Source organism: Variovorax sp. YR566, assembly GCF_051992195.1.
In the GTDB taxonomy this organism is placed as follows: Bacteria; Pseudomonadota; Gammaproteobacteria; order Burkholderiales; family Burkholderiaceae_C; genus Variovorax.
In genome coordinates, this window is record NZ_CP197092.1 from 6,393,748 (window position 1) to 6,414,727 (window position 20,980).

Consider the following 20,980-nt stretch of genomic DNA (forward strand, 5'->3'; position numbering starts at 1 on the left):
GTGGCTGCAGTCGAGCGGCATCGTACAGCGCGACAACGCCTGCGCTGGCGCCGCGCGCTCAGTCCGCTTCAGTCCGGTATCCGCGCGACGTGCAGCAGGTTGGTGGTGCCCGATTGCCCGAAGGGCAGGCCCGCGACCACAACCACGTCGTCGCCCGCCTTCGCGAAGCCCTCGGCGCGTGCCGTGCGGCAGGCGCATTCGATCATCTCGCCCACGTCGTGCACGTCGTCGACCAGCACCGCATGCACGCCCCAGACCATCGCCATGCGGCGCGCCGCGACGGTGTCGGGCGTGAGGCTCAATATCGGTACCGCCGGGCGCTCTCGCGCCGCGCGCAGGCTGGTGAAGCCCGAGGAGGTGTACGTCACGGTGGCGGCCGGCGCGAGCAGCGCGGCCACCTGCCGCAGCGAGGCGCAGACAGCATCTGCCGTGGTCGACAGCGCCGCATCGTGCGTGGCGTCGATGCCCGCGCGGTATGAAGGATCGGCCTCCACGCGCACGATGATGCGGTCCATCATCGCGACCGCTTCGAGCGGGTACTTGCCCGAGGCCGATTCGGCCGAGAGCATCACCGCATCGACGCCGTCGTAGATGGCGGTTGCAACGTCCGACACCTCGGCGCGCGTGGGCACCGGCGAGGCAATCATCGATTCGAGCATCTGCGTCGCCACCACCACCGGCTTGCCGCCCTTGCGGCAGGCGCGCACGATCAGGCGCTGCAGCTCGGGCACCTGCTCGGGCGGCAGCTCCACGCCAAGGTCGCCGCGCGCCACCATCAGGCCGTCGCACAGCGCGACGATCGCATCCAGATGCTCGATGGCCGCGGGCTTCTCCAGCTTGGCCATGATCCAGGCGCGCGTGCCGATGATGGCGCGCGCCTCCTCGATGTCCTCGGGCCGCTGCACGAAAGAAAGCGCAACCCAGTCGACGCCCATCGACAGGCCGAAGTCGAGGTCGTCGCGGTCCTTCGGCGTCAGCGGCGAGATCGGCAGCAGCACGCTCGGCACGTTGACGCCTTTGCGGTCGGAGATAGGCCCACCGACCAGCACCGTGGTCTCTGCGAAGTCGGCGCCGTGGCTGTCCACGCGCAGCCGCAGCTTGCCATCGTCGAGCAGCAGCTCGGTGCCGTCCTGCAGCGCGGCGAAGATTTCCGGATGTGGCAGCGGCGCGCGGCGTGCACTGCCGCTGGTCTTGTCCATGTCGAGCCGGAAGCGCGCGCCTGCATCGAGCTGCGCGCGACCGCCTTCGAAAGTGCCCAGCCGCAGCTTGGGCCCCTGCAGGTCGAGCAGGATGCCGATGGGCCGGTTGAATTCCTTCTCGAGGCGGCGGATGGTTTCCAGACGCCGTGCATGGTCGTGCTGCGTGCCGTGGCTGAAGTTGAGCCGGAACACGTCCACGCCACGCTCGAACAGCGCGCGGATGGCCGGCTCGTCGGTGGTGGCTGGGCCGAGCGTGGCGACGATCTTTGCGCTGCGTGTGCGTCTCATGCTGTCGTCATTTCATGGAGCTTGACGCGGCCACGCTGGTCTTCCATGGTGCGCGCGAGCAGCTTGACCAGGCTGTAGACGGTGTCGATGTGCGGCGTCGGGGTTTCGGTGAGCCGGGCCAGCTCGACCACCGCGCCCACCAGCGCATCGATCTCTGGTGCGCGCCCTGCTTCCACGTCCTGCAGCATCGATGTCTTGTGCTTGCCGACCTTCTCCGCGCCCGCGATGCGCTTTTCGAGCGTCACGCGGAACTCGATGCCGAGCTTGTGCGCAACGGCCTGGGCCTCGCGCATCATCGCGGCGGCAAGCTCGCGCGACGGCGGATACTGGCAGATGTCGACCAGGGTCGAATGCGAGAGGCTGCTGATCGGGTTGAAGGTCAGGTTGCCCCACAGCTTGAGCCAGATCTCGGAGCGGATGTTGTCGAGCACGGGTGCCTTGAAGCCAGCACCTGTGAAGCAGGCAGAGACACGGTTCACGCGCTCGCTCGTCGAGCCATCGAGCTCGCCAACAGGGAAGCGGTCGCCTTCAATGTGCTTGACCACGCCAGGCGCGATCAGCTCCGATGCCGGATACACCACGCAGCCGATCACGCGCTGCGCAGGGATCTTCGTGGCAACGAGCCCCGAGGGATCGACGCTGCGCACCGGCGTACCCGCGAGCGCGCCGCCGTGCTGGTGGAAGTACCAGTACGGGATGCCGTTCTGCATCGTCACGACCACCGTTTCGGGCCCGAACAGCTTTGGCACGTCGTTGGCCACCGCCTCGACCTGGTGGGCCTTCATCGCGAGGACGACGATGTCCTGCGGGCCGGCCTCGTCATAGCGGTCGGTGGCCTTGACGTTGCGCGCCACCTGCTCTTCGCCTTCGGCCGAGATCAGCTTGATGCCGTTCTTGCCAATGGCATCGAGATTGGCGCCGCGCACGATGAACGTCACGTCTTCGCCGGCCAGCGCGAGCTTCGCGCCGACCAGTCCGCCAATGGCGCCCGCGCCGATGATTGCAATCTTCATGTCGATCCCCAAGAGTTGAATTCGTTGCGCGACCCTTCGGCGATGTGTCAGCCGAAGCGGTTGCTGAGCTTGCCGATGCCGTCGATCTCGATCTCCACGAGGCTGCCGGGCTTCATGGAGCCGACGCCGACCGAGGTGCCGCAGAGGATCACGTCGCCGCGATGCAGCGTCATGTCCTGCGAGATGAGGCTCACAAGTTGCTGCACCGAGAAGCGCATATCGCTGATCGGGTAGTTCTGTCGCACCTCGCCGTTGAGCAGCGTGGTGACGGTGAGTGTTGCGGGGTCGAGGCCGGTGGCGACGACCGGGCCCATGGGGCAGAAGGTGTCGAAGCCCTTGGCGCGCACCCATTGCGCGAACGATGCGTCGCGGTTGAGGATGTCGGCCACCGTCACGTCGTTGGCGCAGGTGTACCCAAACACGTGGTCGAGCGCATCGGCTTCGGAGACGGCGGTGGCGGTCTTGCCGATCACGATGCCGAGCTCGCCTTCGAACACCACCTTGCCGTCGCACAGCGGCTTGCGGATGGGAGCGCCGGGGGCGAGATATGAATTGGGCGTCTTCAGCAGGTACAGCGGCTCGGCCGGCACCGGCAGGCTCAGCTTTGCGCCCAATGCGTGGAAGTTGTTCCACAGCGCAATCACCTTGGTCGGCTCGGTGGGCGTGAGCAGTTGCAGCCCGGCCAGCGCGAACACGCGGCCCGTGAGCTCCGAGCTGCCGAACATGTCGCCCTGGCGCTCGTGCACCGCATCGCCTTCCAATGTGCCGAAGCCGATGCCACCGGCATGCTCGAAGCGGACCCATTTCTTCTGCTGCTGTTCCATGTTGTTATCTGCTTTCTGGATTGATGAAAATTCGGAGCGGCCTACCGTCAGTCAGTCGAACGGGAGGTAGTCGGGGATGACGAGCGAGGCGAGCAGCTTTCCCATCTCGGCCGGATTGCGCGTCACGTGGATACCGCATTCCTTCATCACCGCGAGCTTTTCTTCGGCGGTGCCGCGGCCGCCGGAAATGATGGCGCCCGCATGGCCCATGCGCTTGCCGGGCGGTGCGCTGGCGCCTGCGATGAACCCGACCACGGGCTTGCGCATGTGGTCGCGGATCCAGCGCGCGCACTCCTCTTCAGCATCGCCGCCGATCTCGCCGACCATGATCACGGCGTCGGTGCGCGGGTCGTCGTTGAACATCTTCAGCACGTCGATGTGCCGCAGCCCGCCGACCGGGTCGCCGCCGATACCGACCACGGTCGACTGCCCGATGCCGAAGCTCGCGAGCTGGCTCGCGGCCTCGTAGGTCAGCGTGCCCGAGCGCGAGACGACACCGATGCGTCCGCGCTGATGGATATGGCCCGGCATGATGCCGATCTTGATTTCGCCGGGCGTGATGAGTCCGGGGCAATTCGGGCCGAGCAGCAGCGTCTTGCGGCCTTGCATGCGGTGGCGGGTGCGGATCATGTCGCGCACAGGGATGCCTTCGGTAATGCAGATGACGAGGTCGAGTTCGGCATCGACTGCTTCGTCGATTGCCGCTGCTGCGAAGGCTGGCGGCACGTAGATCACGGAGACGGTGGCGCCTGTCTCGGCCTTTGCTTCTTGCACGGTGCCGAAGATCGGGATGCCGGCCAGCGAGCCGCCTGCTTTCAGCGGATTCACACCTGCGACGAAGCAGTGTTTGCCGTTGCCGTATTCGAGGCAGGCCTGTGTGTGGAAGCTGCCGGTCTTGCCGGTGATGCCCTGCGTGATGACGCGGGTGTGCTTGTTGATCAGGATGGACATTTCATTTGCTCCATCGTGTTTTGTGCTGCGTGCGTTTGTTCGGGGTGGGTGCGAATGACACCGGGTACTCCCCTCCGCGAATGTCCCCCGTCGGCGTGAGCGTGCCCCGAAACGACGCAGCGAATGAGGGAGCAGGCTTTCATACCTAGCGCATCCAGTTCCGAGCCGCACCAATGGCCCGCTGTGCAGCCTCGGCCATGTCGTCTGTGTTGATGATCGACAGTCCGGACTGCGCGAGGATGGTCCTTCCCAGGTCTTCGTTGGTGCCCTTCATGCGCACGATGAGCGGCACGGTGAGGCCGGTCTCGCGCGCTGCAGTGACCACGCCGTGCGCGATCACGTCGCACTTCATGATGCCGCCGAAGATGTTGACGAGCACTGCCTTGAGCTTCGGGTTGCGCAGCATCAGCTTGAAGGCCTCGGTCACCTTCTCGGCCGTTGCGCCGCCGCCCACGTCGAGGAAGTTGGCGGGCGAACCGCCGTAGAGCTTGATTGCGTCCATCGTCGCCATCGCAAGGCCCGCGCCATTGACCAGGCAGCCGATGTCGCCGTCGAGCGCGATGTACGAAAGATCGAACTTCGAGGCCTCGACCTCCACCGGATCTTCCTCGTCGAAGTCGCGCATCGCGGCAATCTCCGGCTGGCGGAACAGCGCGTTGGCGTCGAAGTCGAACTTGGCGTCGAGCGCAATCACTCGGCCGTCGCGTGTGAGCACCAGCGGATTGATCTCGGCCAGCGAAGCGTCGCTGCCATCGAAGGCCTGGTAGAGGTTCTGCATGAACACGCGCGCCTGCACCACCGAGCGCTCGGAGATGCCGATGCGGCGCGCGATGCCGTCTGCATCGGCAATCCGCAGGCCGGTGTCCGGATCGATGAAAAGCTTGTGGATCTTCTCGGGCGTGCGTGCGGCCACCTCCTCGATGTCCATGCCGCCTTCGCTCGACGCCATCAGCGCCACGCGCTGCGAATTGCGGTCGACCACGAAGCCGAGGTACAGCTCCTTGTCGATCTCGACGCTCTCCTCGACCAGCAGCCGCTTCACCACGCGGCCTTCGGGGCCGGTCTGCGGCGTCTTCAGCGTCATGCCGAGCATCTGGTCCGCGTGCCGCCGCACTTCGGCGACGGACCACGCGGGCTTCACGCCGCCGCCCTTGCCGCGGCCGCCCGCATGGATCTGCGCCTTGACCACCCAGGCCCGGCCACCGAGACGGGTGGCGGCGTCTGCCGCCTCGTCGGGCGAACGGCAGACGAATCCACGGGGTGTCGCCACGCCGTATTGGCGCAACACGTCCTTGCCCTGGTATTCGTGGATGTTCATGGTCGCAGCAGGCTGTTTATTTGCAAGGAATTTCAGGCGCCGAGCTCGACGCCGTGGCTTTCCGCCCAATTGAAATAGCTCGACGAAGCCATTTCCCGCTTTCTGTGCAATTCCTTCTTCTGCTCGATTGCCTCGGCCAGGAATTCGGCGTCGTAGGCCTTCAGCAGATGCGGCTGATGGGTCTTCAGGTAGTGGCCGATCCGCTCGTTGGCGCTCTGGTTCAGGCCCATCAGGCGGTCGTAGGTTTCGCCGTCCCAATGCCAGCGCAGCCCCAATTCGAAGAATGCTGCGTTATAGGCATTGCGCTCGATTTCGTCGCGCCAGTACTGAATGGGTGAATGGTTTTCCATGACCTTCTCCTTGAATGAATGCCGAATTGATGAATCGGATGAAAAATCCCGGCGAGTTCAAAATGTAGGGTCGATGGACAATAAATAAAAATTAAATGAATTTATAAAAACCATTCGCCATAAGTTATGCATGGAAGGCGCCAAATCCACGCGCCCAAGGGCCTTCCGCGCCACCCGCAGGCAGCGCTTTTTCTTTCAACTCACGATGGCAGGCGGGCGGGTCTGCGCCCGCCGTGCCTCAGATCACGCGTTCGGCCCGCAATGTCTCCAGCTCGTCCGCGCCGTAGCCGAGCTGCCGCAGCACTTCCTCGGTGTGTTCGCCGAGCAGCGGCGAACGCGTCACCACCGTCGGGCTGTCGGACATCTTGATGGGGTTGCCCACCGTCAGGTACTTGCCGCGCACCGGGTGGTCGACCTCGACGATGGTGCCGGTCTCGCGCAGCGATTCGTCCGCGGCGATCTCCTTCATCGAGAGGATCGGCCCGCAGGGAATGTCGTACTCGTTGAGGATGTCCATGGCCTCGAACTTGGTCTTGGTCATGGTCCATTGCTCGATGCGCGCGAAGATCGGCTTCAGGTGCAGCAGGCGCGCGGCCGGCGTGGCGTAGGCCTCGTCGTTGATCCAGCCCTCTTCGCCGATGACCTTGCACACCGCCGGCCACACGGCCGCCTGCGTGATGAAGTAGATGTATGCGTTGGGGTCCGTCTCCCAGCCCTTGCACTTGAGAATGGAACCGGGCTGGCCGCCGCCCGATGCATTGCCGGCGCGCGGCACCGCATCGCCGAACTTGCCGTCGGGGTACTGCGGGTACTCGTGCATGGTGCCGGTGCGTTCCAGGCGCTGCTGGTCGCGCATCTTCACGCGACACAGGTTGAGCACGGCGTCCTGCATGGGCGCGAGCACCTGCTGGCCGCGCCCGGTGCTGTTGCGCTGGAACAGCGCGGCGAGGATGCCGAGCGCCAGGTGCAGGCCGGTGCCGCTGTCGCCGATCTGCGCGCCGGTCACGAGCGGCGGGCCGTCCTCGAAACCGGTGGTCGATGCCGCGCCGCCGGCGCACTGGGCCACGTTCTCATAAACCTTGCAGTGCTCGTACTTGCCGGGGCCGAAGCCCTTGACCGAGGCCACGATCATGCGCGGGTTGAGCTTCTGGATGTGGGCCCAGGTAATGCCCATGCGGTCGAGTGCGCCGGGCGCGAAGTTCTCGACCAGCACGTCGCAGGTCTTGATCAGGCTGTCGAGAACTTCCTTGCCCTTGGGCTTCTTGGTGTCCAGCGTGATCGAGCGCTTGTTGTGGTTCAGCATCGTGAAGTAGAGGCTGTCCGCACCGGGAATGTCGCGTAGCTGGCCGCGCGTTGCGTCGCCTTCGCCTGCGCGCTCGACCTTGATCACGTCGGCACCGAACCAGGCCAGCAGTTGGGTGCAGGTGGGGCCGGACTGCACATGGGTGAAATCGAGGATTCGAACGCCCTCGAGTGCTTTGCTCATTGACTGTCTCCTTCTTTGATCATCGTGGCTTCGACTTCTACCAGACGGGCGCGCAATTTGCGCTCCTCGGCAAAGCGGGCGGTCTCGTCGCGAACGATGGCAACGATGCCCGTGACCTCGTGATCGGCGGAGAACAGCATCGACACCGTGAAGGCGATCGACAGCGTGTGCCCGTCCTTGTGCAGCGCCGGTACGCGCAGCAGGTCGGCGCCGTACTTGGTGACGCCGGTTTCCATCGTCTTGTTGTAGCCGTCCCAGTGCCGCTGGCGTTGGCGCTGGGGAATGATCAAGTCGAGCGACTTGCCGAGCGCCTCGGCTTCGGTGAAGCCGAAGATGCGTTCGGAGGCACGGTTCCACAACGTGATCGCGCCTGCCGCATCGCACACCATGATCGCGTCGCCGGCGCCTTCGACGAGCTGCTTGAAATCCAGGTTCGTTTGCATACGTGCCTCCCGGCGCTACCTGTCTACATGTCGTCGTTCACTGCAGGGGATGAAGCCCCCGCAGCGAACCCGGCCTACACAGCCTTGGCTTCGCGCAGGTTGGAGATCTGGTCCTTGCTGTAGCCCAGCTCCGCCAGCACTTCGTCGGTGTGCTCGCCAAGCAGCGGCGAGCCGGTGATCTCGGGCTTGAGGTCCGAGAACTTGATGGGGCTGCCCACGGTGAAGTAGCTGCCGCGCTCCTTGTGCGGCACTTCGACGATGGAGCCGCTGGCGCGCAGCGACGGGTCGTGCAGCAGCTCCTTCATCGTCAGCACCGGCGCGCAGGGAATGTCGAACTTGCGCAGGATGTCGACCGCCTCGAACTTGGTCTTGTCAGCCAGCCAGCCTTCGATGGTCGCGAAGATGTCGGTGATGTGCGGCTGGCGTGCCTTCGGTGTCGTGTAGTCGGGGTCGGTCTTCCACTCGGGCTTGCCGATGGCGTCGCAGATCGGAGCCCAGGCATGGCCCTGCACCGTGAAGTAGATGTAGGCGTTCGGGTCGGTCTCCCAGCCCTTGCACTTGAGCACCCAGCCCGGCTGGCCGCCGCCGCCGGCATTGCCGCCGCGCGGCACCACGTCGCTGAAGGTGCCGTGCGGGTACTGCGGGTATTCCTCCAGGTAGCCGAGCTTGTCGAGGCGCAGCTGGTCGCGCATCTTCACGCGGCACAGGTTGAGCACCGCGTCCTGCATCGCGCAGGCCACGCGCTGGCCCTTGCCGGTCTGCTGGCGGCCGATGATGGCCGTGAGGATGCCGATGGCCAGGTGCATGCCGGTGTTGCTGTCGCCAAGGGCGGCAGCGCTCACGGTGGGCGGGCCGTCCCAGAAGCCGGTGGTCGAGGCAGCGCCGCCTGCGCACTGCGCGACGTTCTCGTACACCTTCAGGTCGTCGTAGTGGTGGCCGTCGCTGAAGCCCTTGACCGAGGCGACGATCATCTTCGGGTTGAGTTCCTGGATGCGTTCCCAGGTGAAGCCCATGCGGTCGAGCGCGCCGGGGCCGAAGTTCTCGACCAGCACGTCGGATTCGCGGATCAGCTTCTCCAGCACGACCTTGCCTTCGGGCTGCTTGGTGTCCAGCGTCAGCGAGCGCTTGTTGCTGTTGAGCATGGTGAAGTACAGCGCATCGACATCGGGAATGTCGCGCAGCTGCGAACGCGTGACGTCGCCGGCGCCCGGGCGCTCGACCTTGATGACGTCCGCGCCGAACCAGGCCAGCATCTGCGTGCAGGCGGGACCGGCTTGCACGTGCGTGAAGTCGATGATCTTGATGCCGCTGAGTGGTTTGTTGTTGCTGCTGCTCATTTGGATATCTCCTTGAATGATGGAACTCGGGTTACTTCTTCTTCGCCGTGCTGGGGTTCAGGCTCGTGATGCGGCCGCTTTCAGTGCCCGCGGTCTCGTCGATGACGGCATTGATCAGGGTCGGCCGGCCCGAGGCAACGGCCTCGGCCAGGGCCTTCTGGAGTTCATCGGCAGTGGTGGCATGCACGCCGACGCCGCCGAAGGCTTCCATCAGCTTGTCGTAGCGCGCGTTCTTGACGAACACGGTGGGCGCCACGTCAGGTGTGCCGCTGGCGTTCACGTCGGTGCCGCGGTAGACGCCGTTGTTGTTGAAGACGATGACGCAGATGGGCAGGTTGTAGCGGCAGATGGTTTCCACCTCCATGCCGCTGAAGCCGAAGGCGCTGTCGCCCTCGATGGCGATCACCGGCTTGCCAGTGACCACGGCCGCGGCCACCGAGAAGCCCATGCCGATGCCCATGATCCCCCAGGTGCCCACGTCGAGGCGCTTGCGCGGCTCGTACATGTCGACGATGCTGCGCGCGAAGTCGAGCGTGTTGGCGCCTTCGTTGACGACGATGGCATCGGGCCGCGCCTTCACCTGGTCGCGGATCACGCTGAGCGCGCTGTGGAAGTTCATCGGCGAGGGCCGCGCGGCCAGCGTGACGGCCATCTTCGACAGGTTCTTGTCCTTGCGCTCGGCAATGGCACCGGTCCAATCGGCCGGCGGCTTGGCCCACTTGGCATCGATGCCGGCCAGCAGCGCGGCAACGCAGGAGCCGATGTCGCCGATCACGGGCGCTTCGATGGCGACGTTGCTGTCGATCTCGGTCGGCGCGATGTCGATCTGGATGAATTGCTTGGCGCCCTTTTCCTGCGCCCAGGTCTTGCCCTTGCCGTGCGAGAGCAGCCAGTTCAGGCGCGCGCCGACCAGCAGCACGACGTCGGCTTCCTGCAGCACGTAGGAGCGCGCGGCCGCGGCCGACTGCACGTGGGTGTCGGGCAGCAGGCCCTTGGCCATCGACATCGGCAGGTAGGGAATGCCGGTCTTCTCGACGAATGCACGGATGTCGGCATCGGCCTGTGCATAGGCGGCGCCCTTGCCGAGCAGGATCAGCGGGCGCTTTGCGCCCTTGAGCAAGTCAAGCGCGCGCTTGACGGCATCGGGCGCGGGGATCTGGCGCGGCGCGGGGTCGACGACCTTGATGAGCGACTTCTTGCCGGCCGCTGCGTCCATGGTCTGCGCGAACAGCTTGGCGGGCAGGTCGAGGTACACACCGCCCGGGCGGCCCGACAGCGCAGCACGGATGGCGCGTGCAATGCCCACGCCGATGTCTTCAGCATGCAGCACGCGGAAGGCGGCCTTGCACAGCGGCTTGGCGATGGCGAGCTGGTCCATTTCCTCGTAGTCGCCTTGCTGCAGGTCAACGATCTCGCGCTCGCTGGAGCCGCTGATGAGGATCATCGGAAAGCAGTTGGTGGTGGCGTTGGCCAGCGCGGTGAGGCCGTTGAGGAAGCCGGGGGCCGACACGGTCAGGCAGATGCCGGGCTTCTGCGTGAGGAAGCCTGCAGCTGCTGCGGCGTTGCCGGCGTGCTGCTCGTGGCGGAACGAGATGACGCGCAGGCCTTCAGCCTGGGCCATGCGCGTGAGGTCGGTGATCGGGATGCCGGGCAGGCCGAAGATGGTGTCGATGTCGTTGAGCTTGAGCGCATCGATGACAAGATGGAAGCCGTCGATGGTCTCGGCGGCCGGCGCGTCTTCCGTCAAGCTCTTGATGGCGCGAACCACTTGTTCGCCATCGGCATCGCGGGTTTTCACGGGCTTGAGGGCATCGTCCAGCGTGGTGGTTGCCTCTTTCTCTGTTCTGACTGAAGACATGTCTCTCCTTCTGCATGGGTGAATGGCCAAGGCCCGAGCCAAGACTATGATTCGGGCTCAAGCTTTCGGCCGTTGACCTCGGTCAACTTTCCCGAAAACGGCGCGCCCCGATGAATGGCGCCGGCAGCGAAAAAATCGAGCAAGACGGTGACCATGACGTTGTTGGAAAACCACCCGGAGAAAAACATCATTCGTGCCCAGCTCCGGCAGAACATCCTTCTCAAGGACCTGAGCGAAGCCGACCGCGCCGAACTGGAAACCCATCTCGTCATCGTGGACGGCAACAAGGGCGAATTCCTGTTGCATCAGGGCGTGCGGGAGATGGAGCAATACTTCATCCTCGACGGCATCCTCAAGCGGGTGGTGAGCAACCCGGAGGGCAAGGAAATGATCCTTCGCTTCGCCGACGAGAACGACATGGAAACGAGCTACGCCGCGCTGCGGTTGGGCACGCCCACGCCCTACGGCATCGTCTGCGTGACGAAGGCGCGGGTGGCGAGCCTTCCGCTGAAGGAATGGATCGCCTTTCTGAACCGGCATCCGGAGACGAAGGAACTGTTCGAGTTCCTGGTGATGCGGGGTATGAGCGAGATCATGGCGCACACGATCACGCTGCATTTGCTCGATGCGGCAGGGCGCGTGCATCGGTTCATCCGAAAGCATCCGGAGCTCGAGGACCGGATTCCGAGCAAGGAGCTGGCTTCGTATCTGAATCTCTCAGCAGAAACCCTTAGTCGGCTTCGGAAGCGCGGGAAGATCTAGTTCCTGTATTCGTTCAGGTTCGTTCGGGTTTGTTCGGGTTTGTTCGGGGTGCGTGCGAATGACACCGGGTACTCCCCTCCGCGAATGTCCCCCGGCCTGCGGCCTCCTCCTTTATTTCGCTGCGGGGAGCACCCGATGCCATTCGCACATGGACGCAGTCGTTGTGCGGGCCGATCAAACGCTGCGCTGAACGATCACGTCGATGGGGTGCCTTGCGCAGCGAAATAAAGGAGGAGGCCGCAGGCCGGGGGACATTCGCGGAGCAAGGTACCCCGTCGGCGTGAGCGCGCCCCGAACCAACTCACGTTTGCTTGGCAGAAGCAAAACGCCGCGTGCTCGCCATCAACCTGAGCTGGTTGTGGACACCACTGACGCCTGACACCTCCGCAGCAACCGCCTCGGCCTGCGCCCGCTCATCGCTGTTGAGCACGATGCCGCGCAGCATCACCTCGCCCTGGTTCGCGGTGATCGTCACGTTGATGTCGCGCGTTGCCTCATGCTCCTTCAGCGCGGCGCGCACACGCGCTTCCAGCGCCATGTTGGCAAGCAGCGCGCGCGACGCCGGCGTTTCTGCGAATTCGGGCCGGTTCACCATCAGGCGGATCTGCTCGACGCAGCTCTCGACCGACAGGCGGTCGGTGTTGAGCACCAGGTCGTAGAGCACCGGGTCGCCCCAGGTCACGCCGAACTGCGAGTGCATGCGTGCGGCATGAGCCTGGTCGCTGCGGCGGATCTCGGCTTCGGCAAATTCGGCGTCGTCGGTTTCGAGGTCGCCCATCAGCCACTCGACGCGCTTCTTCAGCGAACGCGTGATGCGCACGCACACCACGTGCGGCACCGGCCGCAGCAGGCAGGTGGCACCCCAGCCGCGCAGCACCACATTGCCACGGTCGGCCAGCGCGAACAGTTCCTCGGCCGTGTAGAGCGCCACGCTGCGCGAGTCGGTGGTCAGGCGCTCCACCAGGCCGGCCTTGCCGCTGCGCAGCCGGCCGATCAGGCTCGTGGAGACCTGCATGCGGTCTGCCACGTGCTCGATGACTTCATGGCGCATCACGGCGAGGCCGAGGGTCTCGGCGAGCTTCAGCGAAACGTCTTTCGCGAGGGACCCCATCTCCTGGGTCAGTGCGATCACAGGCATGTCTTTGGCTCCTCGTTGTGTTTCAGTCCACCGGCCGTTCGACCGCGAACTCGTCGGGCTTCTTCGGCTTTCTGTTGAGCAGCGCCAGCGCCTTCGAGATCAGCGGCCAGAACAGCAGCACCAGCGCCAGCGTGGTGATGCCGCCGACCAGCGGGTTCGAGAACATCACCATCACGTCGCCCTGCGACACCAGCATGGCCTGGCGGAAGGAGTCTTCGGCCTTGTCGCCGAGCACCAGCGCAAGCACCAGCGGCGCGAGCGGAAAGTCGAGCTTCTTGAAGAGATAGCCCATCACGCCGAAGCCGAGCATGAACCAGATGTCGAGCATCGCGTTGTGCACGGTGTAGGCGCCGATCGCGCATATCACGATGATCACCGGCGCGATGATCGAGAACGGAATACGCAGGATCGACGCGAACAGCGGCACGGTGCTGAGCACCACGATCAGGCCGACGATGTTGCCGAGGTACATGCTGGCGATCAGGCCCCAGACGAAGTCTTTCTGCTCGACGAACAGCAGCGGCCCGGGCTGCAAGCCCCAGATCAGCAGGCCACCCAGCAACACGGCAGCGGTAGGCGAACCAGGGATGCCCAGCGCCAGCATGGGCAGCAGTGCGCTGGTGCCGGCGGCGTGCGCGGCGGTTTCGGGTGCGACCACGCCTTCCATCTCGCCGGTGCCGAACTTGGCGCCCTTCTTCGACATCTTCTTGGCAAGTCCGTAGCTCATGAACGAGGCCGGCGTTGCGCCGCCGGGCGTGATGCCCATCCAGATGCCGATGAGCGAGCTGCGGATCGAGGTCACCCAGTATTTGGGCAACTGCTTCCACGTTTGCCACACCACCTTGGGATCGATCTTCGCGCTCTTGCCGGAGAACTTCAGGCCCTCTTCCATCGACAGCAGAATTTCGCCGATGCCGAACAGGCCGATCACCGCAATCAGGAAGTCGAAGCCGCGCATCAGCTCGGGCTGGCCGAAGGTCAGGCGCAGCTGGCCGGTGACGGTGTCCATGCCCACGCTCGCGAGTGCGAAGCCCAGCGCCATCGACGCCAGGATCTTGAAGGGCGAGCCCTTGCCCATGCCGACGAAGCTGCAGAAGGTCAGCAAGTACACCGCGAAGAACTCGGGCGAACCGAACTTGAGCGCGAACTTGGCGACCAGCGGCGCGAGGAAGGTGATCATCACCACCGCGAGAAAGGCGCCCACGAACGACGAGGTGAAGGCCGTCGTGAGCGCCGCGCCGGCCTGCCCGTTCTGCGCCATCGGATAGCCGTCGAATGTGGTGGCCACCGACCACGGCTCGCCCGGTATGTTGAACAGGATCGAGGTGATGGCCCCGCCGAACAGCGCCCCCCAGTAGATGCACGACAGCATGATGATGGCCGAGGTCGGCGACATCGTGAAGGTGAGCGGCAGCAGGATCGCCACGCCGTTGGCGCCGCCGAGGCCTGGCAGCACGCCGATCAACACGCCGAGGATGATGCCGACGAACATCAGGCCGATGTTCATTGGCGTGAGGATCACTGAAAAGCCCTGCATCAGGGCACTGATTTCTTCCATTTCGCTTGTGCTCCGTGAGTAGGTTCAGTAGCCGAGGAATCGAAGCGGATCGAGAGTGCCCTTGAACAGCGGCACCTTGAACCAGACCTCGAACATGAAGAAGAACAGCGTGTTGACCGCCAGCGCGGCAAGCACGCTCTTGAGCCACGCGTACTTGCCCAGCACCACCATGAACAGTGCGATGTAGATCGCCGATGCCAGGTAGATGCCGAGGAAGGTGATCGCCAGCACGTAGACCGTGGCCGGCACCAGCACCGACAGCACGCGCTTGAGCTGCACCGAATCGACGAACACCGCGGTGTTGCGGCTCTTGCCGAGCAGTGCCTGGTAGAGGATGCCGGCGCCCGAGATCGTGATGATCACGCCGATGAAGAACGGAAAGTAGCCCGCGCCGGGGCCGTCGCTGGTCCAGCCCGCGCCGAGCTTGCGCGCCTCGAAGACCACCACCAGGCCGATCACCAGCAGCGCCAATGCCACCGCCGCTTCGACCAGGTGGGTGGAGATGCCCGAACGCGCCGGGCCCTCGGATGTTTCGTCGTGCTCCATGGAGCCCCCATCGTGGTTGTGTGAGAAAGAAAGAAGGGACGGATGCGGCGCGCACGCCGTCCGTCGGGCCGCCGGCACTCTGTGGGTGCCGCGCGGCGCGCGGCGCCGTCGCGACCTGTCGGCTACTTGTTGCTTGCGAGGAAGCCCGCGTCAGCCATCAGCGTGCGGTGCGTGGCCTCGGCCTCGGTGAGCCATTTCGCGAAGGCGTCGCCGGTCATGAAGGTCGGGTTGAAGGCACCCTTCTCCATGTACTCCTTCCACTCCGGCGTGGCGGCGACCTTGACCAGCAGGTCCTTGTAGAACGCGAGCTGGTCGGGCGTCACGCCGGGTGGCATGAATATGCCGCGCAGCATCGTGTACTTGGTGGGCACGCCCGCTTCCTTGCAGGTGGGGATGTCGTTCCACGACTGCGTGTCCGTGACCTTGGCCTTGAACGGCATGCGCTCGTCGTCGAACACGCACAGCGCGCGCAGCTTGCCCGCACGCCACTGCGCCACCGCCTCGATCGGGTTGTTCACCGTCGAATTCACATGGCCGCCCACCAGCTGCACCGCCACCTCGCCGCCACCCTTGAACGGCACGTAGATGAACTTGGTGCCGGTGGCTTTCTCGAGCGCGACCGTGATGATCTGGTCTTCCTGCTTCGAGCCCGTGCCGGCCATCTTGAACTTGCTCGGCCCCGCGGTCTTCACCGCGGTGATGTACTCGCCGGCGTTCTTGTAGGGCTCGGTCGCGTTGGTCCACAGCACGAACTGGTCGAGGGCCAGCATGGCGACCGGTGTCATGTCCTTCCAGTTGAAAGGCACGCCCGTAGCCATCGGCGTGGTGAACAGGTTCGACAGCGAGATGACGATCTTGTGCGGATCGCCCTTGGCTTCCTTCACCGCCAGAAAGCCCTCGGCGCCCGCGCCGCCCGACTTGTTGACGACGATCAGAGGCTCCTTCATCAGCTTGTATTTGATGACGATGCCCTGCAGCAGGCGCCCCATCTGGTCGGCGCCTCCGCCGGTGCCGGCGGGAATCACGAACTCCACCGGCTTGGTGGGTTCCCATGCGAGGGCGGGCGTGGCGGCTGCCAGCGCCAGAACGGCCGCGGCAACGACCTTCGTACGGCCCAGAACGAGCGAAGCGATCTTCTTCATCAGGTTGTCTCCTGTGTAGTGTTTCGCTCTTTTTTGTTCTTGGATCTGAGCAGAGATACGGACCGGCACGATGGTGCGCGCCACTGATTCACGCCTGCTTGATCGCGGTCAACTTTTCGCAGATTTCGTATTCGGGTTAGCCCGCGCTGGCGAGCCCTGCGCGTCCTGTCATCGCCAAGCCTATAAAATCGCGGCGCGCAGCGGGGTCTCCTCTCCTCTCGCCTCAATCCGTCTTCGTAGTTCAATGGATAGAACGGGGTCCTCCTAAGACTCAGATACAGGTTCGATTCCTGTCGAAGGCACCAAGGACCCGGTTCACGGCGTCTCACCAAGCCTCAAAACCCGCACGTTTCCCCAGCGTAGCGGGTTTTTCTTTGCCTCGCGACGATGCACCGCGTAGCATCCGATCTCCCAGAAATACCGTTACTTTTGCCGGTATCCCGGAAATCCCCGTGACGAGATACCGTTAAGGAGTGGAGATGGCACTGACAGACACGTTTGTTAGGCAGGTGAAGCCCACCGGGAAGGCCATCGGCGACAAATATGCCGACGGCGCCGGCATGTACCTGTTGGTGAAGACTGCTGGGAAATACTGGCGAATGGATTACACCTTCGCCGGCAAGCGGAAAACGCTGGCGCTGGGTACCTACCCAGAGGTCTCGCTGGCCAAAGCTCGGGATCGCCGCGCCGCCGCCCGCGAGCTGCTGGCAGACGGGATTGACCCAAGCGCGGCCAAGCGCGAAGAAAAGAGAGCCCGAGCCGACGCAGCGGCGAATACGTTCGAGGCGGTTGCGCGCGAGTGGCTGGGAAAGACTGCGGCCAAACGAGCCAGTGGAACGCAGCTCAAGGTCAAGACATGGCTCGAGAAGGACGTGTTCCCCTTCATCGGCAAGATGCCCATGTCCACCATCGGTCCGCGCGACATTCTGGAGCGAGTTGTCCGCAAGCTGGAAGCACGCGGCGCTATCGATACCGCCCATCGCGTCAAGCAGCTTTGCGGGCAGGTGTTTCGCTTCGCAGTGGTCTCAGGACTGGCAGAGAGGGACGTGACCGCCGATCTGAGCGAAGCTCTGGCCTCGAAAGCGACCAAGCACTTCGCCGCCATTACCGAGCCCAAGCGGGTCGGAGACCTGATGCGCTCGATCCATGCCTATAGCGGCCACCCCACTACCGTTGCCGCGCTGAAGCTTTCCCCTCTGCTGTTTGTCCGGCCTGGCGAGTTGCGCACCGCGGAATGGGCTGAGATCGACCTGGACGCGGCCGAGTGGCGCATCGCCGGCCCGAAGATGAAAATGAAGGTCGATCACGTCGTGCCGCTAGCAACCCAAGCGGTGGAGATCCTGCGCAACCTCCACCCGATCACAGGGCATGGACGATTTGTGTTTCCCAGCATACGGACGGGTGAACGCCCCATGAGCGAGAACACGATCAATGCCGCCCTGCGCGGGATGGGCTACAGCGCTGAAGTTCACACGGCCCACGGCTTCAGGGCAACCGCGCGGACGATCATGGATGAGGTGCTTGGCGAGCGCGTGGACTTCATAGAGCACCAGCTCTCCCACACGGTCAAGGATGCCAACGGTCGCGCGTACAACCGCACCGCACATCTCCCCGCGCGCCAGGAAATGATGCAGCGCTGGGCGGACTACCTCGACAAGCTGCGCATCGGTGCCGACGCGATTCCCTTGAAGCCGCGCCAGATGACATAGCGCCAAGTCCGCGCGCGCCTGCCAAGCCAGCTAGATGAGTGCCACGACATCGCGCAGGTGCGCCGCAGTCTGGGGCAATCCGCGCTTTTCGAGCAGGGCGACCAACGCGATCGCGTCGTACTGCGGTCGGGCCCAGCGCTCGCGCATTCGCTTCAAAGCTGCGAGGGCGGTGAGCTTCTCCAGCATCAACTGGTTGAGGACGAATTCGTCAGGGGTCTGTACCTCGATGCCGAACGGGTCCAGCACTTCCCTGGGAAAGTCCTTTTCGTTCCACGTCATGATCGCATCCACGTGCCCAGAGATCGCAGCCGCCAGCACGTGGCGGTCTTCAGGGTCCGATAGCTTCAGGCCCTCGATCAGGTGTTCGTAGCCTGAGACGAGGCAGTCCGGAATGGCGTCCTCCATGGCTTGCGCAGCGGCGGCAACCTACACGCTGAAGCACACGGAGATGCTGGATGCGCTGGCGAGCGTCTGTGCCGGCGACATCTTCCAGGCCTTGGCGCGAGGGAGGATGCGTCTCATCGTGAACGAGCGCGAAGCTCCTGCGATGACAGCCTGGTTGTCTATGGATGCGAGGTCCAATTTCCGCACGCATCTGGACAAGGTGACGCCCGGGATGCGTTGGGAGGATTGGCATCCGGAAGGGACGCCGGGACCGGCACAGAAGACCCAGGCGGCTCAAGCAGTGGCCGAGAGGCTCAGGGTGTCCAAGGAGATCGCAGTGTCCTCCCGGAGGCTCTGGGCAGACCTGGGGTATTCGGAGGACGTGAAGAAGGAAGCGAAGCCGTTGATTCCCGCCCTCGCCCCTGGCTGGAAGGCGACCACAAGGGGCTGGGCACGGGCATAACTTAATAACGGGGGTCGTCGGTCTGCTGGTTCTCTTTAATAGATAGCCCCTGTTAACTGAGGCAGTGATCTACATGTCGATTTGAAGCGCCCCGGCTTTTCAGGAGGCTCAACACTCTGAGAGGATTGAGCCATGAAGAAGTCAAACAAGTTTTCACCCGAGGTGCGTGAGCGCGCGGTGAGGATGGTGCAGGAGCACCGTGGGGAGTACCCGTCGCTGTGGGCTGCGATCGAATCGATTGCACCGAAGATCGGCTGCGTGCCGCAGACGCTGAACGAATGGGTCAAGGCGATGAGGTCGACAACGGCGTACGCGAAGGCGTGACGACCAGCGAGGCCCAGCGGATGAAGGAGCTCGAACGCGAGGTCAAGGAGCTACGCCGAGCCAACGAGATCCTCAAGCTGGCGAGTGCGTTTTTCGCCCAGGCGGAGCTCGACCGCCGACTGAAGTCCTGAGGGATTTCATCGACAAGCATCGCGGCACCTTCGGGGTCGAGCCGATCTGCAAGGTCTTGCAGGTCGCCCCGTCGGGCTGCCGCTGCTGCCAGGTGCTGCGCCAGGCGCCCAGCGTGGCAGAAGTCATCGAGGGCGGTATCGCTGCCAGCGGCTTCGTCGCGCACACGCTGATCAGCCGCTTCGTGGACCACATGCCGTACTACCGGCAAGCGACCATCAACGCCCGCAGCGGCGTGCACACACCGCGCTCGACGCTGGCGTCCATCACCGGCCAGGCAGGTGCAGCGCTGGAGCCGCTGCACGAGGCGCACAGGCGCTTCATCCTCAGCTGCGCGGTGCTGCACGCCGACGAGACCCCAGTGGCCCTGCTGGACCCCGGCGCGGGCAAGACGCGCCGAGCCTACGTCTGGGCCTACGCCAGAAGCTGGCACGACAAGGTGCCTGGTGTGATCTACGAGTTCTGCCCGGGACGCGGGGCGCAGTACCCGCTGGCATTCCTGGGAGGCCGAGGGAGACACGGCAGACGATGGTCGGGCACGTTGCTGACCGACCGCTACGGCGCCTACGAGACCGTGGTCGATCCCCGGCTGTATCCGGACCGCCTGGGCGCAGCCTGCGCCGCGCACGCGCGCCGCAACTTCGAAGAGTTGACGCACGACGGCACCAGCGTGGTGGGCCTGGAGGCGGTGCGTCGCTTCGCGCGCATCTACGGGGTCGAGGCACAGCTCAAAGAGCTCAGCGATGACGAGCGCCGGGCGCAACGCCAGCAGCTCGCCAGGCCGCTGTGGGAAGAGCTCAAGCACTGGCTACAACTGGAGCGCCGGCTGGTGGCCGACGGCGGCCCGACGGCCAAGGCCATCGACTACACGCTGGGGCACTGGGCCGCGCTGACGCGTCACTTGGACGACGGCGCGGTCGCCATCGACAACAACCACCTCGAGCGCCAAATCAAGCCGTGGGCGATGGGCCGCAAGGCATGGATGTTCGTGGGCAGTGAACTCGCTGGCCAACGCGCCGCCATCGTGATGAGCCTGGTGCAGTCGGCGCGCCTGAACGGCCATGACCCCTGGGCCTACCTGCGCGACGTGTTGCAGCGCCTGCCGACGCAGCGCGCCAGCCAGATCGAGGACTTGCTGCCGCACCGATGGCAGCCAGCGTCCGACGCGCGACCATGACCTTGCTCACGCAGGCCGTGATGGTGCGGGCGAACATCGACGTCGACCGCATGAGCGCGCAACAAAAGGTTGAGCTGGCTGACGAAATCTACGTCCAGCAGCCGAACCTGCTGGCCTCCATCCTCGTGTTGCCTCGCTACGGGGTCGACATGCTGCAGCTTGAGGTGCCGATCCACGTTCTGCTGGTTGCCTTCCAGGCCATGAAGCACTGCGGGCACGCCGTGCCGACGATCTCTGAAGACGTCCAGGAAACCTGCTTGCAGCGGCTGACGGCGACGATGCAGTTCACCGAGGGCGTGCCGCCAGACCTCGTCGCGCAGATGATCACGAAGTTCTGCGTTGACCACCCCGAGCGCTACCTGCTGGCGTTCGTGTACGGCTACCTCGGCGAGCATGACCTGCTGCGCGTGCGAACTGATGCCGAGAAGTTCTTGCTGCTGGCCGCTCTCAACCTCGTGGAGTGCGTTGCCTACGTCGGAGCGCAGTTGCAGTCCAAGTGACCCGCGTGGGGCCGGTCAAGATGGGATGACTGGACGCTCACGGTACGGCGGGTGATAGCGCACGCATGGACGGTGCCAAGC

At 64.5% G+C, this 20,980-nt stretch carries 20 protein-coding genes, 1 tRNA gene, 1 pseudogene and 1 other annotated feature; of the genes and pseudogenes, 7 read left to right on the forward strand and 15 right to left on the reverse strand.

Annotation, left to right across the window (positions count from 1 at the left end; genetic code table 11):
* Positions 1 to 68: 68 nt before the first annotated feature.
* The 10 genes from pyk to oxc form a co-directional block, all read right to left on the reverse strand.
* Positions 69 to 1,487 carry a pyruvate kinase gene (gene pyk, locus ACTG4X_RS29935; RefSeq protein ID WP_093057520.1) on the reverse strand — a complete coding sequence of 473 codons (1,419 nt, stop codon included), beginning with the start codon at positions 1,485 to 1,487 and terminating at the stop codon, positions 69 to 71.
* Positions 1,484 to 2,500 carry a 2-dehydropantoate 2-reductase gene (locus ACTG4X_RS29940; protein ID WP_440532647.1) on the reverse strand — a complete coding sequence of 339 codons (1,017 nt, stop codon included), beginning with the start codon at positions 2,498 to 2,500 and terminating at the stop codon, positions 1,484 to 1,486. Before ACTG4X_RS29940 ends, pyk begins: the two co-directional genes overlap by 4 nt.
* Positions 2,501 to 2,547: 47 nt before the next feature.
* On the reverse strand, positions 2,548 to 3,324 hold the full coding sequence (locus ACTG4X_RS29945; RefSeq protein WP_093057518.1) for a fumarylacetoacetate hydrolase family protein: 777 nt from the start codon (positions 3,322 to 3,324) through the stop codon (positions 2,548 to 2,550).
* A gap of 51 nt (positions 3,325 to 3,375) precedes the next feature.
* Positions 3,376 to 4,275 carry a succinate--CoA ligase subunit alpha gene (gene sucD, locus ACTG4X_RS29950; RefSeq protein WP_093177427.1) on the reverse strand — a complete coding sequence of 300 codons (900 nt, stop codon included), beginning with the start codon at positions 4,273 to 4,275 and terminating at the stop codon, positions 3,376 to 3,378.
* A gap of 145 nt (positions 4,276 to 4,420) precedes the next feature.
* The gene (gene sucC, locus ACTG4X_RS29955) at positions 4,421 to 5,593 is read right to left on the reverse strand and encodes an ADP-forming succinate--CoA ligase subunit beta (protein WP_440532648.1); all 1,173 of its coding nucleotides are present in this window, start codon (positions 5,591 to 5,593) and stop codon (positions 4,421 to 4,423) included.
* A gap of 32 nt (positions 5,594 to 5,625) precedes the next feature.
* Positions 5,626 to 5,943 (reverse strand): hypothetical protein, encoded by a 318-nt coding sequence (locus ACTG4X_RS29960; protein WP_435459143.1) that lies wholly within the window; start codon positions 5,941 to 5,943, stop codon positions 5,626 to 5,628.
* Positions 5,944 to 6,181: 238 nt separating this feature from the next.
* Complete coding sequence (gene frc / locus ACTG4X_RS29965) at positions 6,182 to 7,429, reverse strand: formyl-CoA transferase (protein WP_093057514.1); 1,248 nt, start codon at positions 7,427 to 7,429, stop codon at positions 6,182 to 6,184.
* Complete coding sequence (locus ACTG4X_RS29970; RefSeq protein WP_093079768.1) at positions 7,426 to 7,872, reverse strand: PAS domain-containing protein; 447 nt, start codon at positions 7,870 to 7,872, stop codon at positions 7,426 to 7,428. Before ACTG4X_RS29970 ends, frc (ACTG4X_RS29965) begins: the two co-directional genes overlap by 4 nt.
* Before the next feature lie 74 nt (positions 7,873 to 7,946).
* Complete coding sequence (gene frc, locus ACTG4X_RS29975; RefSeq protein WP_093177424.1) at positions 7,947 to 9,209, reverse strand: formyl-CoA transferase; 1,263 nt, start codon at positions 9,207 to 9,209, stop codon at positions 7,947 to 7,949.
* A 31-nt stretch (positions 9,210 to 9,240) separates the two neighbouring features.
* Complete coding sequence (oxc, locus tag ACTG4X_RS29980; RefSeq protein ID WP_440532649.1) at positions 9,241 to 11,067, reverse strand: oxalyl-CoA decarboxylase; 1,827 nt, start codon at positions 11,065 to 11,067, stop codon at positions 9,241 to 9,243.
* Positions 11,068 to 11,220: 153 nt separating this feature from the next.
* On the opposite strand from oxc, the gene ACTG4X_RS29985 reads away from it, so the two are divergent.
* The gene (locus ACTG4X_RS29985) at positions 11,221 to 11,829 is read left to right on the forward strand and encodes a Crp/Fnr family transcriptional regulator (RefSeq protein ID WP_440534440.1); all 609 of its coding nucleotides are present in this window, start codon (positions 11,221 to 11,223) and stop codon (positions 11,827 to 11,829) included.
* Between the two features lie 301 nt (positions 11,830 to 12,130).
* On the opposite strand, the gene ACTG4X_RS29990 is transcribed toward ACTG4X_RS29985, so the two are convergent.
* From ACTG4X_RS29990 to ACTG4X_RS30005, 4 genes are all read right to left on the reverse strand, one after another.
* Positions 12,131 to 12,967 carry a cytidylate kinase family protein gene (locus ACTG4X_RS29990; protein WP_440532650.1) on the reverse strand — a complete coding sequence of 279 codons (837 nt, stop codon included), beginning with the start codon at positions 12,965 to 12,967 and terminating at the stop codon, positions 12,131 to 12,133.
* Positions 12,968 to 12,989: 22 nt separating this feature from the next.
* Positions 12,990 to 14,525, reverse strand: a complete 1,536-nt coding sequence (locus tag ACTG4X_RS29995) for a tripartite tricarboxylate transporter permease (RefSeq protein WP_093057509.1) — start codon at positions 14,523 to 14,525, stop codon at positions 12,990 to 12,992.
* A gap of 24 nt (positions 14,526 to 14,549) precedes the next feature.
* Positions 14,550 to 15,071: a tripartite tricarboxylate transporter TctB family protein gene (locus tag ACTG4X_RS30000; protein WP_093177419.1), complete on the reverse strand. Its 522-nt coding sequence runs from the start codon at positions 15,069 to 15,071 to the stop codon at positions 14,550 to 14,552.
* Between the two features lie 122 nt (positions 15,072 to 15,193).
* The gene (locus ACTG4X_RS30005) at positions 15,194 to 16,213 is read right to left on the reverse strand and encodes a Bug family tripartite tricarboxylate transporter substrate binding protein (protein WP_093057507.1); all 1,020 of its coding nucleotides are present in this window, start codon (positions 16,211 to 16,213) and stop codon (positions 15,194 to 15,196) included.
* Between the two features lie 230 nt (positions 16,214 to 16,443).
* On the opposite strand from ACTG4X_RS30005, the gene ACTG4X_RS30010 reads away from it, so the two are divergent.
* Together ACTG4X_RS30010 and ACTG4X_RS30015 are read left to right on the forward strand one after the other, a co-directional pair.
* Positions 16,444 to 16,518, forward strand: a tRNA-Arg gene (locus ACTG4X_RS30010).
* A gap of 174 nt (positions 16,519 to 16,692) precedes the next feature.
* Complete coding sequence (locus ACTG4X_RS30015; protein ID WP_440532651.1) at positions 16,693 to 17,922, forward strand: tyrosine-type recombinase/integrase; 1,230 nt, start codon at positions 16,693 to 16,695, stop codon at positions 17,920 to 17,922.
* Positions 17,923 to 17,952: 30 nt separating this feature from the next.
* Here ACTG4X_RS30015 and ACTG4X_RS30020 read toward each other — a convergent pair whose 3' ends face one another.
* Positions 17,953 to 18,327: a hypothetical protein gene (locus tag ACTG4X_RS30020; protein WP_440532652.1), complete on the reverse strand. Its 375-nt coding sequence runs from the start codon at positions 18,325 to 18,327 to the stop codon at positions 17,953 to 17,955.
* Here ACTG4X_RS30020 and ACTG4X_RS30025 point away from each other — a divergent pair.
* The 4 genes and pseudogenes from ACTG4X_RS30025 (at position 18,326) to ACTG4X_RS30040 (ending at position 20,899) form a co-directional block, all read left to right on the forward strand.
* A complete protein-coding gene (locus tag ACTG4X_RS30025; RefSeq protein ID WP_440532653.1) occupies positions 18,326 to 18,769 on the forward strand; it encodes a hypothetical protein in 444 nt (147 codons plus the stop codon). The two genes, ACTG4X_RS30020 and ACTG4X_RS30025, sit on opposite strands and share 2 nt — an antisense overlap.
* A gap of 132 nt (positions 18,770 to 18,901) precedes the next feature.
* A pseudogene (locus tag ACTG4X_RS30030) lies at positions 18,902 to 19,301 on the forward strand (transposase); the annotation flags it as partial.
* Positions 19,179 to 19,295: a sequence feature (AL1L pseudoknot), on the forward strand. (Overlaps the previous pseudogene by 117 nt.)
* Positions 19,302 to 19,337: 36 nt before the next feature.
* Complete coding sequence (gene tnpC, locus ACTG4X_RS30035) at positions 19,338 to 20,399, forward strand: IS66 family transposase (protein ID WP_440534441.1); 1,062 nt, start codon at positions 19,338 to 19,340, stop codon at positions 20,397 to 20,399.
* A complete protein-coding gene (locus ACTG4X_RS30040) occupies positions 20,396 to 20,899 on the forward strand; it encodes a hypothetical protein (RefSeq protein WP_097201234.1) in 504 nt (167 codons plus the stop codon). The genes tnpC and ACTG4X_RS30040 overlap by 4 nt, the downstream gene beginning before the upstream one ends.
* Positions 20,900 to 20,980 lie beyond the last annotated feature (81 nt).